The following is a 16,227-nucleotide window of genomic DNA, read 5'->3' on the forward strand; positions in this document are numbered from 1 at the left end:
AAGCGCCGACGTAGGACACGCGGCACCCTCAGCCTTTTTCCGCGCCGGACGTGCCGTAGACGAGATGCGGCGTGCCCGGATTCGCGTTGACCCCGAGATACATCCGGCAAAACGTGCGCTGGATTCGGAACCCGGCTTTTTCCGCCATTTGAATACCTTGTACGTTCGGACAAGGCAGATCGAAATAGATGCGCCCGGTTCCGACTTCGGCCAGCAAGACCGCAAGCAGCGACTCCGCGGCACGATCGTCGGATGCCGCCCACGGACCGATCTGCACCGCCTCGTATCCCTGATGGGCCATCAAATACCCTGTTATTCCGCGATCGTCCCGCGTTACGAACGCATACTTAGGCTCCCGCGCCCGCAATCGCTCAAGGACGGCCCTTCGATCCGCGCCGAATATCGCCGCATCGTAGACAGCGATCTCTTCCAGATCCGCTTCCGTTAACGTCCGGACCTCGCCCCGATATCCAGCCGCATCCTCGCCTATCGACTCGCGCATGGACGGCGATGCCTCCAGCTCATATCTGCGAACGTCGTACTCCTCCGCGAATCCGAGCGGGACATAAACCTTTTTTCCCATCGCCGTGGCATCCAGCTTGACGCAGCGCACGCCTTGGTCGCGCAGATGCCGAATGCCCAGCTGCAGCAGCTGCGTCGCGATGCCTCTCCCCCGGAACTCGGGATGCACCAATACCATGCCGATCCAGCCGAAGCGGTCGCCATAGCGGATCGTCGTCATGGTCGCAGCGGCTTGACCGTCGAATTCGGCCAGAAAACAGCCTTCACGATCGAAAAAAGAGATAGTCCTGCCAATCCCGCTCCGTCTGGTTCCAACCTGCGATATTTTTGAGGTTCATCGCGAAGGGAATGTCGCGTTCGGAAAGCGCCCGAATTCGCAGCCGGTTCATTGTCCGGCCTCGCGAGCGGCCTTCGCCCTGACCTGCTGCGTGATCCGATCCACATCTGCGAGGTATTTGATCCCCTCCCGCAGCATGAGCTCCAGCACCTTGCTCCCTTTCTCCGCGGTCGCGTCTTCCGGAAATCCCCAGTACCCGTCGGGCGTAATATCGCCGACATCAAAGTAATCCATGAAAGCCTGGGGCACGAATGATGGATCCTGCTCTCGCTTGATGTCCCCGACATATTCCGGGTGAAGGTGAAGCATGAGCGACGTTTCCATCTCCCCCCGCATGCACGTCGTTTTGGACATGGTTAAAAATCTCGTGGTATCTCGGTCTGGCCACTTCGCCGGCATAAAGCAGAATCGCCTGAAAATCCCGAAGCTCCCGGTTCAAATTCCGAACCGTCGGCTTGATGATCCAGTTGCCGCCGTGGAAGTTCGCGATGATCAGCTTGCTGAAGCCCGAAAACCGCAGCGACTCGGCGATGTCCCGGAGCATCAGCGCGAGCGTGTCCGACTTCAGATAGACCGTTCCTTTGCCCTTCCGATGCTCGATGGACGAGGAGATCGCGACGGCTGGCAGCAAATAGGCGTCCAGCGCCGCCGCCAATTCCCTCGCATAGCGTTCGGCGAAAATCGTGTCCGTTCCGACCGGCAGGTGGCTGCCATGCTGCTCGGTCGCGCCGACGGGAAGAACGGCGACCCGGCAATCCGAAGCTTCGAAATCTTTTTTCGCATGATAAACGGTCAGCATCCATACGCCTCCTTTGATCTCATTATGGTAGGCGTCTTCAAGGCATCCAATGGACCATTCTTTGTTTATTATAGGACATTTTTATACAAGCATTCGGATCTAACGTTTGACGGCGCGCATTGCGGGGTTTTATCGGCGCCAATGGCGCACGGAAAACGACGACCATCAAATCGATCTTGAACATGACCCGGCTGGGTAGCGGCGACGTGGGCATTTTGACAGAACAAGCAATAAGGGGTTGCTGCAGGCCGCAGAAAACGGCAAAGACGCGATTCCTCTTCACTAGGCGAAGCGGAATCGCTTCTTTGCGTCTTATCGTATTTGTTTCGTAAAACGACATTACCGACTACAGGGGCCGCTCAGGCGTATACCCGAACTTCGACGATCTCCGCATATTCGCTGCCATTGGTCATTTCGACGACGATGCGCAACCGGTCCGTCTGTATCGGAGCATCGAGGCGAAGGACGTTTTTGCGCTTGTAATTGCCCCGTCCCTCCGCAATCGTCGCCCAAGCGCCGCCTTCTCTCGCCTCGACGCGGTAGTCCTTGACGAGCGTCGGCATCGTCTCGTACGGCGTAATATGGTGATGCAAATTGATCAAGTCGTCGTTGACGTCGTCGTTGAAAACGAGATGAAGCTCGCGGATCGGCACCGGCTCGCTCCATGTAAGCTCCAGCCATTCCAGGCGCGCGGCCGTCATCCGTTCGGACGACCACAGGTGCGGCCCGCCGTACGGGCGAAGGTAACCGTCGATCGCCTTGTCCGCGGCGAAGGCTTCGGTCGGAGCCGTCAGGCGGATGCATGGCGCGGCATGATCGAATTCGTGCTTCCTCCACTCGACTAGCGGCTGCCCCGGCTGATGTTCTTCGTTCGGCCGCGAGGTGCCCGTTTGCTCGCTCCTCCGATAAGCGAGCACGCCCGAGCTCGGCCGATCCGATATATGCAGCGCGAGCGCTTCGTTCGCCTTGACGACGAGAAACGCGTTGCACGCCGTCACCGGCGTCCAGCTCAAACCGAGCTTCGCCCACTGCAGGCTGCCGGCTGACAAGGCGACCGACGCTTCCGCGAGCTTGGCATGGGGCACGTAATTTTCCGGGCGTCCGGTGTCCCATAGCTCGACGACGAGCGTCGTCTGCGCGTCGGCGTCCACGAGCAGCTCGATGCCGTCCAGCGCCGGATCGACCGGCACGGTGATGCCGATATCCGCATGGAGCGGGATGGCGTAAGCCGGCTGTTCGATGCCGAAGCGGCTGCGCTCGCTAGAGGCAAAGACGCGAGCCCCGCGGGCCAGGTCGGTCTCGTCGTCGCTGCGCAGCCCGATGATCGATGCGTCCTGGCGCAGCAGCGTCTGCTGGAGCTCGCGCAGATGGCTGCCGTGAAGCTCGCGCGGCGAGATGCCCTTTGCCGCGCACAGCGCCGCACCGGTGCCGGCCGCTTCGCCGATGACGGCGCACGTCGCCATGACGCGCGTCGTGCCGAACGCGACGTGCGACGCGCTGATGTCGCGGCCGGCCATCAGCATGTTGCTCACGTTAACCGAATAGAGCGAACGGAACGGGACGTGGTAGATGCCGTCCGGGAACAAATGCTTCGAGCCCGACTCGGTCGCATACACGCCCTGCGGCGGATGCAGGTCTATCGACCAGCCGCCGAACGCGACGCGGTCGTCGAATTCCCGCTGCGCGAGGATGTCGTTCTGGTTCAGCACGTAGTCGCCGACGAAGCGGCGGTATTCGCGCTTGCCGGGCAGCGATCCGACCCACTCCAGCGTCATGTTGTCCGCGTCGAACTTCCCGGAATTTTTAATATAATCCCAGATGCCGTAGATGACCGACCACAGCTCGTCGCGTATCCGCTCGTTGTCGTGGACGGCGTCGTGCTCGCCGCCCCATTCGATCCACCAGTACGCGCAGCCGTTGTCCCCGCTCCGAATGATGCGCCGCTCCGGGATCGTCGTCTTCGTCACGTCGATGGCCATCCGCGGCGGCGTATACTTGACCGGATGTCCGGCGTCCTTCGTATAAAAGAGCAGCGTACTGCCTAGCATGATCTCGTCGGCGGCTTCGGGCGCCCATTCTTCGCCGAATTCCGCGCGGGCTTCGCGTCCCAGCCGGTACTTCGCCCCCGCCAGGAAACCGACCAGTCCGTCGCCGGTGCAGTCGAGATACACCGCGCTCTCGAAGCGGATCCGGCGCTCCGAGCCCATCATCCAGCCGATCGCCGCGCGGATCGTCCGATCATGCGCTTCTCCGTCCGCTTCGACCTCATGCACGTCCGTATTCAGGTACAGCTGAATGTTCGGCTCCGCGCGTACCGCCTCCAGTACGACCATATCCCAGAAGTACGGGTTGCCGTCCTTATTGCGGAATTGATTTTCTACGAACAGTTCGCCCATGATGCCGGTCTCTCTCGCGTAGCGCTGGGTCCCGTGCGCGGTCGCCCCGCACACCCAGACGCGCACCTCGCTGCTGGAATTCCCGCCGAGTACCGGACGGTTGTTGACGAGCGCGACGGTTCTTCCGAGCCGCGCCGCCGCGATGGCCGCGTTTACGCCCGCGAGTCCGCCTCCGATAACGGCGATATCGGTTTTTACGGTTTCGTTCCGCATATGCCTCCCAAACCTCCGAATCGTTCGTTTATCCTCTGTTTCATTTTAATTCTCCCACTTGCCAATTAACATACATCCTATTACGATAACCATATCCGATATTTCAAAAATGACGGGAGAGTCCGCGCATGAGGAACGATTGGTCGTCGCGCCCGGTGGCCTACATGTATTGGATCAAAAAAAAAGCAGTTTCAGTTGGCGCATGACACGGATGCGGCATGGACGATGTTCGCGGTCGAGCGCGGGCGGTTCGAATATCGGATCGGCGCGCATGCAGGCGAGGCCGGATTCGGCGACATCGTCGTATGTCCGCCCGGCATCGTCTTTCATCGCCGCGCGCTGTCGCCGCTGACGTTCCATTTCATCAAATTCGATTGGGCGCTTGCGCCGGATTCGGATGAATCGGCGGCGCTTGGCGGAAAGTGGATGGTACATGACGCGGAGCGCCTCATGTCGACCTACCGGTACATGAAGGAGATCGGAGGCGCCATTCGGCAGGAGCCCGCGCTAGGCCGAATGAAGCATATGATCGAGGATTTGTGGATCTTGATGGAGATCGAGCGCAGCCGCGACGAATCGGCCGCGCGTTCGGCGGCGGACGCGCCCGGTTCCGATATGGTCGAAGCGCGCAAATGGCTGCTCGAGCATGCGTATGAGCCGCTCGCGATGCGCAAGCTCTCGGATGCGCTCGGCATCAGCCCGGTGCAGCTGACCCGGCGCTTCCGCGCGGCATACCGGACAACGCCGACCGAGTTCGTGACCGGACTCCGGCTCGGACGGGCCTGCCGGCTGCTGGAGGAGACGACGCAGCCGCTCGACTGGATCGCACAGCAGTGCGGCTACGAAAACGGCTTTTACTTAAGCCGCGTATTCAGCGCCAAGCTCGGGATGACGCCGTCTGCCCATCGGAGGCTGCATCGCGTGTAAGCCGAGGCGGCGACGCCGGGCGGCTAGTCCGATGCCTCATGCACAATTAATGCACTAGCCTTGCATTAAATGTGCATAATCAAAACCAAATGCATCATAGCCAGGTACGTGCAGCCCTTCCATGCCCAATCATTGTGCACCATCCAGGAAAGCGTGCCGCCGCACGGTCGGTGCTTCGCTAAGATGCACAATGATTGGGCATTTCGAGCGACGTGCGAAGTTGTGCGAAATTACCGCCTTGCATCAGCGGTTTTCGCATGCTTGACCGTTTGTTCCCCGATGATATTCACCGTGCAGCTCCTTCTGAATTCTAATGCAAGTCCCGTTCCTTCTTCAGCTCTAGAAGGATCATATCCAGCCGCTCAATGATCTTTTCCTCGTTTTGAATCTGTCTCTTCAAGCAGGTATGAATCGTACCGAGTCCCACCACGACCAAGAACATAAATAAACCGAAGTAGAAAATCACGGATTCACCGTCCTCTTATTCAATCCAGGCGATTGGATGCTTCATACTCCGCGTCTCTTAAAGCGATTTTTAATCGAAGCGATTTAAACAGATCGAGAACATGTCGGTTTTTTTATCATAAAGAAAACGATGCCTATGATTAAAATGCAGACGCCGAAAATTTTCGTCGATTGCGTAACATTCCAAATGACGCTTGGGGTCAAATTCTTCAATGTATGAGAATCCATAACGCCTTGCCCTCGAAAAGACATAAAGATCAAGATCTTTTCTAAGCCGCTTAGAACGATAATAAAAATGCCAGAAAGGATGAGCTTCGTTGCAAGATTCTTCAATCGTGTCTCTCCCTTCTACAATTTGAGTATGTTTTCTAATTCTATTAAATGTTTAATTCTAAATTCCGGCTTAACGGTAATCTCCGCTCTCCATGGTTGATTCACTTCAAACCAGATGGTTTTCATCCCGGCCAGCCCTGCGCCTTCAATGTCGTTCTTGGGATGGTCGCCGATATACAGGCATTGCTCCGGGCTAACGCCGAGCTTATCCGATGCCATTTTAAAGATTCGATTGTCCGGTTTCTTAACGCCTGCCTCCTCAGAAACGAGAATGAAGTTGAAGTTATCCCGAATTCCTAATCGATCGATTTTTCCATATTGAATAGCCGTTCTGCCATTTGTAATAAGACCCAACTTGTACTTTCTCCTGATATAGCTCATGGTTTCTACCGCATGTTCCATCAATAAAGCATTTTTTACATAATGCTCGCTATAGTAGTCCATCAATTCATTAAGCTCGGGTTTGGTTAACCACGGCAGTTCTTGAAGCAATTCCGTAAATAATAAAGTCTTCTCCTTATAACCGTCTTGGTCTAATTCAATGATTCTTGCCGCTATAGAATCCGTTTTTGGATCATGGGAAAAGTATGTACGAACGAATGAGGAAGTAAAATTTTGAAAAGTACGCGTACGATCCAAAAGCGTATTATCCAGATCAAATAGAACGGCTTGAATGTTTTTCATGTAATCTCCTCGTATTTCTTCGAGTTAGACGTTAAACCTTCATCCACAATGCATCTTTAGAATCGCTACTAAATGAATAACCGATTGTATAATTTTTTTTCATCTTCACGGATTAGGAATCCAATCCAATCTTCATAGCTTTCTCCCTGCCTCAAAATAACTTCGTCCAGTAACAATGGAATGGATGGAGTTAATTCGCCTGTTTTCGAGTCCAAATATTTGAAGTCATAAAAATGCAAATGAACCGAGGAGCCCGGATCTTCCGTTGAGAGCAATTTAAAATTCACTTTAACGAATAAATAGTAGTAACCTTTTGGAGCTGGTTCCTTGAATGTTTTGAAATCTTTCCATGCTTCTGTTCCCGTACTCATGCCTTCGCTTGAAACCGAGGCGATGAATTTTTCGCTGCCTTTATTAATGGCTATATATGCAACTGAACCCGAGTACAATGGATTTGATTTCGTGTAGCCGCCGAACATGCTTCGATCCTGTCCCAGAATACTGATTTTATTCTGATCCGTCATGACATGGTATGTTCCGCCTAACTTTTCAACCACAGTACGCATAGGTACATATGTAACCCCATCAATAACTTTGGCTTCCCCCTTTAATTAATGAACCGTTCACCAATATGGAGTATCGAATTGCTGCAAATGCCGTTGTCGATAAATAAACGATTACCGCAATGGCAATTATCGATGCGATAAGTGTTTTTTTCTTTTTTGAGCATCATAAAACCTCCAGATTCATTTATAGGGTCCTGAAAAAGAAAAATTTTACTTTCTTTTGTAGATATTATAATAGTTGTTTCATTTCAACAACAAAAAAAGATCGGCAGACACATGGGTCTACCGATCAATGGCATTTATGGACTAACATCTCGATCAAAGCTCGACCATCGCCTTAATAACCTTCGATTCAGGCTTCAGCCAATCCTCGAATTGCCCGATCATATCGTCAAGCGAAGCCCGGTGCGTGATATAGCGGTTAACGTCAATGTTCCCGGCACGGATAACTTCAAGCACCTTTTCGAAGTCCTCTCTGGTCGCGTTGCGGCTCCCCATCAGCGTCAGCTCTCGTTTGTGAAATTCGGGATCATGGAACTGGATATCGGCACTGACCAACCCGACGTATATTAATCTGCCTCCATGCGCCGTATAGCCGAATGCCGCGGTCATCGATTGCGCATTGCCCGTCGCGTCGAATACGACGCTTGGCAGCTCTCCGCCATTCGCCGCCAACAGACTGCCGAGCGGATCCGCCAGCGCCCCTACCGTTTGGTCGACGCCGGCCCAGTCGCGGCAATACGCCAGCCGATCCTCGTTGACGTCCATGGCGATGACCCTGGCGCCCCGCGCCTTCGCGAATGCCATGACGCCCAGCCCGATCGGACCGCCGCCGATGACAAGCGCCGATTCCCCGGCCGCAAGTCCCGACCGTCGTACCGCATGCGCGCCGATCGCGAACGGCTCCAGCGTCGCGGTCTGGTCGAGCGTCAGGTCGTTCGCCGCGATCAGATGCGAGACCGGAACCGAGATCCGCTCCCGCATGCCGCCGTCGATATGGACGCCGAGCACCTTCATATCCGTGCAGCAGTTCGTCTTGCCGCCTCGGCAGGCGATGCAGATCCCGCAGTGCATATACGGAATGACGCTGACGCGATCGCCGATCCGAAGCCCTTTTTCGTTCGGACCGATCGCTTCGATGACGCCGGCCAGCTCATGTCCCAGTATTCGCGGATAGGCAAAGAAAGGCTGCCTGCCTTTATAAGCATGCAGATCCGTCCCGCAGATGCCGATTCTCTTCAAGGCAACGATCGCGGAGCCGGGCTCAAGCACTGGCTCAGGCAAATCGTCCACAAACGCAAAACGTTCGATCTCCGCGCAGATGATGCCTCTCATTTATCGTCGCCTCCGATCCCGACGTTGTATTCGGCTCGTCCGCTAACCCAGGTCCGATTGTGCACCGGCTGCAAAATCGCGAGCACTTCGGCCAGAAGACCTTCGTCGATCGGCTCCTCTGTCCACGCTGCGTTTTTCTGAATGTTGGCCGGATTGGCCGTACTGACGAGCGTCGTCGGGATCCGTTCGTTCGACGTGGAAAATTGGATCGCCAGCTTGGCGATATCCGTTCCCCGGGATTCGCAATACCGCGCAGCTTCGAGACATGCAGCCTTGATCTGCGGAGAGGCCGGATGCCAGTCCGGCGTGCCGCGCGTACCGAGCAGTCCCATGGACAGCGGCGAAGCGTTGACCAGACCCGTGCGGCTGGCTTCGAGAAGCGGCAGCAAGCCGAGCAGACTCGTGTCGTTCAGGGCGTAATGGCAGTACGAGATGATGCAATCGACCTCGACGCGCGGTATAAAAGTCTCGAACAGCCCCAAAGGAAGACCGCAGATGCCGCCGAACCGGATCTTGCCAAGCTCCTTCAGCCGCTTCAGGGCCGGTATCGCTTCGTTGAAAATGATGTCGGCCGGCACGAACTCGATATCGTGCAAATATAAAATGTCGATCTCGTCTACGTTCAGCCGCGCAAGGCTCTCGTCTACGCTCGCGACGATCCGGTCATGCGAGAAATCGAACGCATCCGCTCCGTATCGGCCCGCTTTCGTCGACAGCACGTACTTGTCGCGCGGGATATCCTTCAGCGCTTTGCCCAGCACGGTCTCCGCCTTGGTCAATCCGTAGTAGGGCGATACGTCGATATAATTGATCCCGGCATCGATCGCCGCATGCACCGTCCGGACGCTCTCTCCCTCGTCGGTATCCCGGAAGACCGAACCGAGCGAAGAAGCGCCGAAGCTCAATACGGAGACGTCCAGGCCTGTTTTCCCCAATTGACGATACTTCATTTTCCCAAGTCACCCCGTTGTCAAAAATCGCGTGCCCGAATTACAGCCGGTAAAAGGCCTTGGCGTTCAACCCGAACAGCTTCTCCCGCTCCGCGTCTCCCCACGTATCGGGCAGCGCGCGTTCCAGTATATCGACCACCTCGTCGTAACCGGCCGCCAGCAAGCAGACGGGCCAATCGCTGCCGAACATCACTCTGTCCGTCCCAAAGCAAGTCAGCACATGACGCACATAGGGAATAAATTGTTCAGCCGTCCAGCCCTCGTGATCCGCTTCGGTGACCATGCCTGACAGCTTGCAGTATATTTTCGGGTACGAAGCCAACTGCTCGATCTGGCCCGCCCATGGCTCCATCCTGCCTTCGGCGATGCGCGGTTTGGCGATATGGTCGATCACGCCGTGCAGCCCGGGCACCAGCTCCACCAGCTCGATCAGCGGATCGAGCTGATCGCACTTCACGAGCAGGTCGACGGCTGCGCCTCGTTCCGCATAGCTCCGCAGCGCCTCGACGTACGACGGAGCGAGAATGACGCCGGCGTCGGGCATGTCCTGGATCATGATGCGGAAGCCGACGAACTTCGGATGCCGATCGAATCTTGCAAAGTGGTCGGCATGCCGGTCGTCCGTCAAGTCCAGATATCCGACGACGCCTTTAATCGACGCGTCTCGCTCGGCGAGCGACAAGAGGAAATCCGTCTCCTCCGGCGTCGGCGCCGCTTGAACGACAATCGATCCGTCCAGACGGTGGGCGTCCAGACGAGGCTTCAGATCCGCCGGTAAAAAATCCTTAAATAAGACGGGGATATCAGGCGTCAGCCACCCATAATCGCCTCGTTCGATCTGCCAGTAATGCTGATGGGCATCGATTCTCATCGGGTATCTCCCTTTAATCGAGGTATTGTAACCGTTCTCTGTCTATTCTAGCATTCGGATTAAAATGTAAAATGGCTTCTGCTTGCAATTTTATATCCTTTTTTTGATATTTTGAAAAGAAATCGCCGAGCGCAGGTGCCAACGCCATGAAGCCTATTTACAAGCCATTTAACGTCGCGCCGTCCTTTCCCTTCTCGTTCGTTTATAGGGACACCAAGACGGAGCAGCGCGAGCTCCCCGACCATTTGCACGACTGGTACGAGATGGTTTACGTTCACGGGGGCAAAGGGACCTTTTTTTATCGATCGCACTTTTTTATGACATGCACGCGGGCAGCTTGTTCCTCATTCCGGCCAACACGATCCATCGCGCCTTCCCCGACGCGGAAGATCCGGTCACGTCGACAGCCTTGTTTTTTAACCCCGCGTTGGTGCAGGCGCCGTCGTATGGAGAGCCGTTCTCTTATATGCAGTGCTTTGACTGGAGCCGGCAGCACCGGAGGCATGAATTGAAATGCAGCTTAGCCTTGCGGGAAGGTTTCGAGCGGTGCTTGCAGGAGATTGACGATGAACTGCGGGCTTCGGAGATCGGGGGACGGCATGCCGTTTCCTTGCTGGTTCAGCGGATCCTGCTGTCCGTCCATCGGGAACTCGGGGTATCCGGAGGAGACGAAGCCAGCCTCCCTCCCGCGATCGGGCCGCTTTGGATGCGGGACACGCTGTTGTTCATCGACGAACATTATTCAAAGGAAATCGGACTTCGCGAGCTGAGCAAGCGGGCATCCGTGAGCCCTGCGCACTTCAGCCGGGTGTTCAAGCAAATGACCGGCATGAACGTCACCGGCTTTATCGCCGCGAAGCGCATCGTCAAGGCAAAAGAGCTGCTGGTCGGGACGGATCAGAATGTCGCTCAGATCGCCGCCGCATGCGGCTTCGACAGTTTGCCCCACTTCCACCGGCTGTTCAAGCGGGTCGCCGGCGGGACGCCGGCCGCTTACCGGAAAAGCTTGTCGAGATGACAGCGAACGCCGCAATGAAAAAGAACAGTCCCGGACACGACGTGCTGTCCAGGACCGTTCGATGTTTTATCCCCTTTTTGCGGACAGCGCGACCGAAAAGAATCGGCGTTCCGACGCGGGCAGCAAATACTTCTCCAGCGTCGGGGCATAGCCGCAGCTATGATTGCCGATCCCGCTCTGCGCGGCATCCAGCTTGACGATCGTCTCTTCGAGCGGCGTCAGTTCATGCCTGTGCTTCGCGCTCGCGAGATCGGAAGTCGCATAGTGATGCGCGCTGAAGTTCATGGGAACGCGCTTCGCTTCGGCCAGAAGCCCCAAGCCGTTCATATCTTCGCAACTGACCCAGCGCACGTCCGCTTTATTCCCGTTTTCCTGCGGCTTGATGTAGGGCACATATTGCTCGCCCACCGAACCGGCATAGACGCCGAGCTTGCCGCTCTCTTGCCGGTCGGCATAGCACTCGTGCGGACCTCGGCCGAACCAGGTCAGCCGATCAAATTCGCGAGGCAGGCGCAGCTCCAGCCCGAAGCGGGGCAGTGGCGGCAGATCGGTTCGCTTCGCCTCGAGCTCCGCTTCGACGAGCAGCTCGCCCGATCCATTCGCCGTGTAAGTAAGGCTTGCCAAGAACGCCGATCCCTGGCCCTTCGCTCCCAGCGCAAACTCGGCGCGGAAGCGAATCGCGCCGCTCTCGTCCAATCGTTCGATCGCGGCGTGACGAAGATCCGGCGCGAGCCGATCATAACCGGCCGCGAGCCATTCCTTCGCCAGATGCACGTCGTTGTCTACCGGCGCGCGCCAGAGGTTTACGGACGGTCCGGAAAGCAGCAGCTCTCTGCCGCCGCTTTTCCAGCTCGTCAGCTTCCCATGGTTCAGATCGAATACGAACTCGTCGTTCTCTCCCCGCACGACGGCAAGCCGTGCGGAAGTACCTGCCTCATTTACGATCAGAAGCTCCGGAAGCGGCGGGACCGGCGCGTCTGAAGCAGGAGCGCTGACGACGCCCAGCGGCAGATCCGCCCACGCGATCTCGAAGCCTCGTTCGGCCCACGGGGTCCCCTCTCGAAGGAGAAAGCGAACCCGCAGCCAGTACTCGCCGGATTCCGCCGGCAGCTCCGCCTTCGATGCGAGGCGAATCGACTCGCGCTCGCCGGGCAGCGTCCTGAGAAAAGGCAATTGCCCGCTCTTCAGCGCCGCTCCTTCTCGATAGAGCGTCCATTCGCCCGCCAAATGCGTCAGGCTCAAGAAATCGTAGCGGTTCTCCAAGACGAGCGATCCCGTATCTTCGTTCCAGGATACGACCTTGACCGGCTCGATCGCCTTCTTGTATTCGAGCAAAGACGCCTTCGGCGTGCGGTCCGGGAAAAGCAGCCCGTCCAGGCAAAACGATCCGCTGTGCGGCTCGTCGCCGAAATCCCCGCCATACAGGTAAATCTTGCCGGTCTCGTGCGACGTTCTCGCGGATGGCTCGGCTGAAGGTACGGCAGATGGATCGGCTGACGATACGGCAGATGGCCTGGCCAACGGCTTGGCAACGCGTCCGGCATCCGCCGCGGTTGCCGACTCCGCCACCTCGATCGCCATATCCGCCCACTCCCAGATCAGCCCTCCGAGCAGGCGCGGATGCGCGTAGATCGCGTCCCAATATTCCTTCAGGTTACCGGTCGAATTGCCCATCGCGTGGCCGAATTCGCACATCAAGTAAGGTCTGGGGTCGTCCTTGAGCCCTTCCTCGACGATCGTCCCGACCGCGGGGTACATGCTGCTGACGATATCGACGACCGGCGCGTCGTAGGCGCGTTCGTAGTGAATCGGCCGCGTCCCGTCCTTCTCCCTGACCCATTCCGCCATCGCATCATGGTTCGAACCGTAGCCGGATTCGTTGCCGAGCGACCAGACGATGACGGACGGATGGTTCTTGTCCCTCTCGACCAATCGCCTCGCCCGCTGCACGTAGGCCTCTCTCCACGAAGGCTGATTCGCTAAATACCCCTCGTCGCCGACAAAATGAAATCCGTGCGTCTCCAGATCCGTCTCGTCGATGACGTACAGGCCATACCGGTCGCACAGGTCCAGCCATCTCGGATCGTTCGGATAATGGGAAAGCCGGACAGCGTTGATATGGTGCCGCTTCATGAGCAGGATGTCCTCGAGCATCGATTCCTTCGTGGTGACGTAGCCGAGGCGAGCGTCGAATTCGTTGCGGTTGACGCCTTTGACGATGATCGGCCGCCCGTTGACGAGCAAGCGCCCCTCTGCGATCCGGATATCCCGGAAGCCGACAGCGATCCGTTTGACCTCCGCGACGCGGCCGTCCACGTCAATGACTTTCAATAATAAGACGTACAGGTTCGGCGTTTCGGCCGACCAGGGCCGGGCGGAAGCGACGGGCTCGCGAAGCCGAAGCTCGCGGGATTCGCCCGGCAGCAATGACGCGAACGGCCAATCGGCAGCAAGCGCGACGTTTCCCTCGGGGTCTATCAGAAAAGCTTCGATTCGGCCGCCTCTCGCCTGATCGTGCGACAGGTTAGAAATTTGCAGGCAGACGTCCAGCTCAGCGGTCTCTCCGTCCGGTCGCCAGCTGGTCTTGACGAATGCGTCCAGCACGGTGACCGCCGGCAGCGACAAGAGGTACACGTCCCGGAAAATACCGCTAAGACGCCACTTGTCCTGGCTCTCCAGGTAGCTCCCGTCCGACCATTGGTAAACGCGGACCGCAAGCAGGTTCGCGCCGGGACGAAGCACACCCGTCACGTCGAACTCGGTTGTGAAGTGGCTTCCTTGACCGTAACCTATGGGGCTTCCGTTCACCCAGACATGGAATGCCGAATCGACGCCTTCGAACAATAGCCGGACGTTGCGCCCCTCCCATCCATCGGGAACGACGAACGCGATGCGGTAGCAGCCGACCGGGTTATTCGCCGGCACATGCGGGGGGATCGATCGGAAAAGGATACGGACAGCTCGAGTAATGAGGCGCGCCGTAACCGTGCATTTGCCAGTTCGACGGGACCGGAAGCAAGTCCCAGCTATCGTCCGCGTAGTCGGTACCTTCGCATTCGCCGGGGACGGCGGACGGCGATTCGAAATAACGGAACCGCCAGGTGCCGTTCAGCAGCAGGAAATAAGGCGAAGACTCCCGCTCGCCTGCCATCGCGTCGCCTGTCCCGCCGTACGGAATGAGATCGGCCCTTGGGGGTTCGGCGTTCCGCTCCAGCACCGCCAGATTCGCCCAGTCGGGCTGGTTGCCGGACGCCGCCTGCTTCATACGGCCGCTTGGCCGGTCATTCAAAGGCTCGTTCATCGGCACTTTAATAGGCTCGTTCATCCGCTCATACGCCGCCTTTCCTTACGCGTTCAAAAAAGCGCTCTCCGCCGACCTGCCCGCCCTTCAGCACCAGCTCGAGTCCGTCGAGCTTCGCATCGTCGGCATATGCGCGGCACAAAGGCACGCCCGGCGCCAGCGTTTGGAGGCACTCGAGCGCATATATGCCTAGCGCCCTGGTGACGTAGCCGGACGTATCGCCCCCCCGCGACCAGAATGCGCGCCAGGCCCGCTTGGACGGCCAGCGCACGGGCCAGCCTGCCGAGCTCCGAGCCGAGCAGCCGGCTGCTGTCTTCCGGCCTCAGCCCCTGCGCAGTCAGCGCCCGCCGCAGCTCGCCGATGCTTGGATCGTCCGGTCCGCCGGCCGAATACAAGATCACGCTGCGGCCTTGATCCAACAGCGCTTTCGCTTCCGAGAGCAGCCGCGCCCTTGCTCCATCGGCCTGCTCGGGACGAATCAGCGCGAGCGCCGGTATGCGGATCGACGCAAAGCCGTCTTCTTCGGCTTCGGCGATCTGCTTCGCGGTCGCGGGCGAACAGCTGCCCGACACGACGAGCAGGCGATCGACCGGCCTCGATACGCCGACGACAGCTCCCGCCGCTCCGTCCCCATCCTCCCCGTCCGGCCTCACTGCCCTCGACGCTGCGGACGATACCGCGCCCGAAGCTTGCCACGCCGCGCCGAGCGCATACTCCAGGCCCGAGGAGCCGATGGCGAATAACGGACCCTCCCGTTTTAGCGCCTCTTGCCAGATCAACTGTCCCGCGACGGTAAGCCGCCGCTCGTCGAGCACGTCGAACAGCAGCAGATCTGGACGCTCTGCCGAGAGAACCCGCTCAAGCCGTTCGCCGGCCTCGGTCGGGTCGCCGTCCAGCGCGACGATGTCCAGCAAGGAAGTCTTGAGCGAAGTCTGTCGCGCCAGATGAACGCGCAGGTCCGATTCGTCCATCGGCGTGACGGGATGCCGAGACATCGTCGGATGCCGATCGAGCCGGAACACCTCGCCGCCCGGCGCCGCCGCGAAGTGATGGCCGAACACCGTATAACGTCCCAGATAGGGCACGCCGGCGAGCACCGGAATGAAGCGCCCTCCGAAAACGGCTCGTCCAAGCTCCGCGGCCTTGCCGATGCTTCCCGTTTCCGGAGACGAATCGAACGTGGAGCAGATCTTGTAGTGTACGACGGCCGGATCGGCCCGCTTCAAGCGCTCGAAGATCGGCGGCAGCTCTCGCTCCATCGCTTCCGGCGCGAGGGAACGGCCGACGCCGGCGATGCCGAACGCGTCAAGGTCGGCAAACCTCTCGCTCCTCGCCGTGCCCGATTCTGTCCCTTCGTCCGGCGGATCCATGAATAGTACCGTCCGCAGGCCCTGTCTGAACAGCGCCTCGAGCACGTCCGTCGACCCGGTGAAGTCGTCCCCGTAATAACCGATCAGGGGCCGCTTGGCGCGGCCCCCTCCCTCTTCGATCCTATCCTGTATGCCCATGC

Annotated in this window: 14 protein-coding genes and 2 pseudogenes; 3 read left to right on the forward strand and 13 right to left on the reverse strand. The window is 58.1% G+C overall.

Features of this window, described 5'->3' with window-relative positions; genetic code table 11:
- Positions 1–28: 28 nt before the first annotated feature.
- Genes OMP38_RS02820 through OMP38_RS02835 form a run of 4 tightly spaced genes read right to left on the reverse strand, consistent with a single transcriptional unit; the run spans position 29 to position 1,658 of the window.
- Positions 29–817, reverse strand: a complete 789-nt coding sequence (locus OMP38_RS02820; protein WP_338130465.1) for a GNAT family N-acetyltransferase — start codon at positions 815–817, stop codon at positions 29–31.
- The gene (locus OMP38_RS02825) at positions 786–911 is read right to left on the reverse strand and encodes a hypothetical protein (protein WP_277563784.1); all 126 of its coding nucleotides are present in this window, start codon (positions 909–911) and stop codon (positions 786–788) included. The genes OMP38_RS02820 and OMP38_RS02825 overlap by 32 nt, the downstream gene beginning before the upstream one ends.
- Positions 908–1,195: a creatininase family protein gene (locus tag OMP38_RS02830; RefSeq protein WP_338130466.1), complete on the reverse strand. Its 288-nt coding sequence runs from the start codon at positions 1,193–1,195 to the stop codon at positions 908–910. Before OMP38_RS02830 ends, OMP38_RS02825 begins: the two co-directional genes overlap by 4 nt.
- Positions 1,080–1,658: a creatininase family protein gene (locus OMP38_RS02835; RefSeq protein WP_277563786.1), complete on the reverse strand. Its 579-nt coding sequence runs from the start codon at positions 1,656–1,658 to the stop codon at positions 1,080–1,082. The genes OMP38_RS02830 and OMP38_RS02835 overlap by 116 nt, the downstream gene beginning before the upstream one ends.
- Positions 1,659–1,777: 119 nt before the next feature.
- Here OMP38_RS02835 and OMP38_RS35475 point away from each other — a divergent pair.
- A pseudogene (locus OMP38_RS35475) lies at positions 1,778–1,876 on the forward strand (ABC transporter ATP-binding protein); the annotation flags it as partial.
- A 141-nt stretch (positions 1,877–2,017) separates the two neighbouring features.
- On the opposite strand, the gene OMP38_RS02840 reads toward OMP38_RS35475, so the two are convergent.
- A complete protein-coding gene (locus tag OMP38_RS02840; protein ID WP_277563787.1) occupies positions 2,018–4,267 on the reverse strand; it encodes an FAD-dependent oxidoreductase in 2,250 nt (749 codons plus the stop codon).
- Between the two features lie 195 nt (positions 4,268–4,462).
- Between OMP38_RS02840 and OMP38_RS02845 the strand changes: the two genes are divergently transcribed.
- Positions 4,463–5,194 carry a helix-turn-helix domain-containing protein gene (locus tag OMP38_RS02845; RefSeq protein WP_277563788.1) on the forward strand — a complete coding sequence of 244 codons (732 nt, stop codon included), beginning with the start codon at positions 4,463–4,465 and terminating at the stop codon, positions 5,192–5,194.
- Between the two features lie 813 nt (positions 5,195–6,007).
- On the opposite strand, the gene OMP38_RS02850 is transcribed toward OMP38_RS02845, so the two are convergent.
- The 5 genes from OMP38_RS02850 to OMP38_RS02870 form a co-directional block, all read right to left on the reverse strand.
- On the reverse strand, positions 6,008–6,676 hold the full coding sequence (locus OMP38_RS02850) for an HAD family hydrolase (protein WP_277563789.1): 669 nt from the start codon (positions 6,674–6,676) through the stop codon (positions 6,008–6,010).
- A gap of 68 nt (positions 6,677–6,744) precedes the next feature.
- Positions 6,745–7,200, reverse strand: a complete 456-nt coding sequence (locus tag OMP38_RS02855) for a hypothetical protein (protein ID WP_277563790.1) — start codon at positions 7,198–7,200, stop codon at positions 6,745–6,747.
- 360 nt (positions 7,201–7,560) lie between these two features.
- Entirely contained in the window at positions 7,561–8,577 is a 1,017-nt protein-coding gene (locus OMP38_RS02860; protein ID WP_277563791.1) for a zinc-binding alcohol dehydrogenase family protein, read from the reverse strand.
- Positions 8,574–9,527, reverse strand: a complete 954-nt coding sequence (locus OMP38_RS02865) for an aldo/keto reductase (RefSeq protein ID WP_277563792.1) — start codon at positions 9,525–9,527, stop codon at positions 8,574–8,576. The genes OMP38_RS02860 and OMP38_RS02865 overlap by 4 nt, the downstream gene beginning before the upstream one ends.
- Before the next feature lie 40 nt (positions 9,528–9,567).
- On the reverse strand, positions 9,568–10,398 hold the full coding sequence (locus tag OMP38_RS02870) for an amidohydrolase family protein (RefSeq protein WP_277563793.1): 831 nt from the start codon (positions 10,396–10,398) through the stop codon (positions 9,568–9,570).
- 508 nt (positions 10,399–10,906) lie between these two features.
- Between OMP38_RS02870 and OMP38_RS02875 the strand changes: the two genes are divergently transcribed.
- A complete protein-coding gene (locus OMP38_RS02875) occupies positions 10,907–11,416 on the forward strand; it encodes a helix-turn-helix transcriptional regulator (RefSeq protein ID WP_277563794.1) in 510 nt (169 codons plus the stop codon).
- A 66-nt stretch (positions 11,417–11,482) separates the two neighbouring features.
- On the opposite strand, the gene OMP38_RS02880 is transcribed toward OMP38_RS02875, so the two are convergent.
- The 3 genes and pseudogenes from OMP38_RS02880 to OMP38_RS02895 form a co-directional block, all read right to left on the reverse strand.
- Positions 11,483–14,341 carry a glycoside hydrolase family 2 TIM barrel-domain containing protein gene (locus tag OMP38_RS02880; protein WP_277563795.1) on the reverse strand — a complete coding sequence of 953 codons (2,859 nt, stop codon included), beginning with the start codon at positions 14,339–14,341 and terminating at the stop codon, positions 11,483–11,485.
- Positions 14,328–14,741 carry a sugar-binding domain-containing protein gene (locus OMP38_RS02885; RefSeq protein WP_277563796.1) on the reverse strand — a complete coding sequence of 138 codons (414 nt, stop codon included), beginning with the start codon at positions 14,739–14,741 and terminating at the stop codon, positions 14,328–14,330. The genes OMP38_RS02880 and OMP38_RS02885 overlap by 14 nt, the downstream gene beginning before the upstream one ends.
- Positions 14,742–14,745: 4 nt before the next feature.
- Positions 14,746–16,225: pseudogene (locus OMP38_RS02895) on the reverse strand (four-carbon acid sugar kinase family protein).
- Positions 16,226–16,227 lie beyond the last annotated feature (2 nt).

The sequence above is a fragment of the Cohnella ginsengisoli genome (assembly GCF_029525555.1).
Taxonomy (GTDB): Bacteria; Bacillota; Bacilli; order Paenibacillales; family Paenibacillaceae; genus Cohnella; species Cohnella ginsengisoli.

What these genes read in the sequence shown, in the direction of transcription:
- OMP38_RS02860 (WP_277563791.1), bottom strand. Translation starts at nt 8,577, where the DNA reads ATGAGAGGCATCATCTGCGCGGAGATCGAACGTTTTGCGTTTGTGGAC.
- OMP38_RS02850 (WP_277563789.1), bottom strand. Translation starts at nt 6,676, where the DNA reads ATGAAAAACATTCAAGCCGTTCTATTTGATCTGGATAATACGCTTTTG.
- OMP38_RS02870 (WP_277563793.1), bottom strand. Translation starts at nt 10,398, where the DNA reads ATGAGAATCGATGCCCATCAGCATTACTGGCAGATCGAACGAGGCGAT.
- OMP38_RS02830 (WP_338130466.1), bottom strand. Translation starts at nt 1,195, where the DNA reads ATGCGGGGGGAGATGGAAACGTCGCTCATGCTTCACCTTCACCCGGAA.
- OMP38_RS02885 (WP_277563796.1), bottom strand. Translation starts at nt 14,741, where the DNA reads ATGAACGAGCCTATTAAAGTGCCGATGAACGAGCCTTTGAATGACCGG.
- OMP38_RS02840 (WP_277563787.1), bottom strand. Translation starts at nt 4,267, where the DNA reads ATGCGGAACGAAACCGTAAAAACCGATATCGCCGTTATCGGAGGCGGA.
- OMP38_RS02855 (WP_277563790.1), bottom strand. Translation starts at nt 7,200, where the DNA reads ATGACGGATCAGAATAAAATCAGTATTCTGGGACAGGATCGAAGCATG.
- OMP38_RS02825 (WP_277563784.1), bottom strand. Translation starts at nt 911, where the DNA reads ATGAACCGGCTGCGAATTCGGGCGCTTTCCGAACGCGACATTCCCTTC.
- OMP38_RS02865 (WP_277563792.1), bottom strand. Translation starts at nt 9,527, where the DNA reads ATGAAGTATCGTCAATTGGGGAAAACAGGCCTGGACGTCTCCGTATTG.
- OMP38_RS02835 (WP_277563786.1), bottom strand. Translation starts at nt 1,658, where the DNA reads ATGCTGACCGTTTATCATGCGAAAAAAGATTTCGAAGCTTCGGATTGC.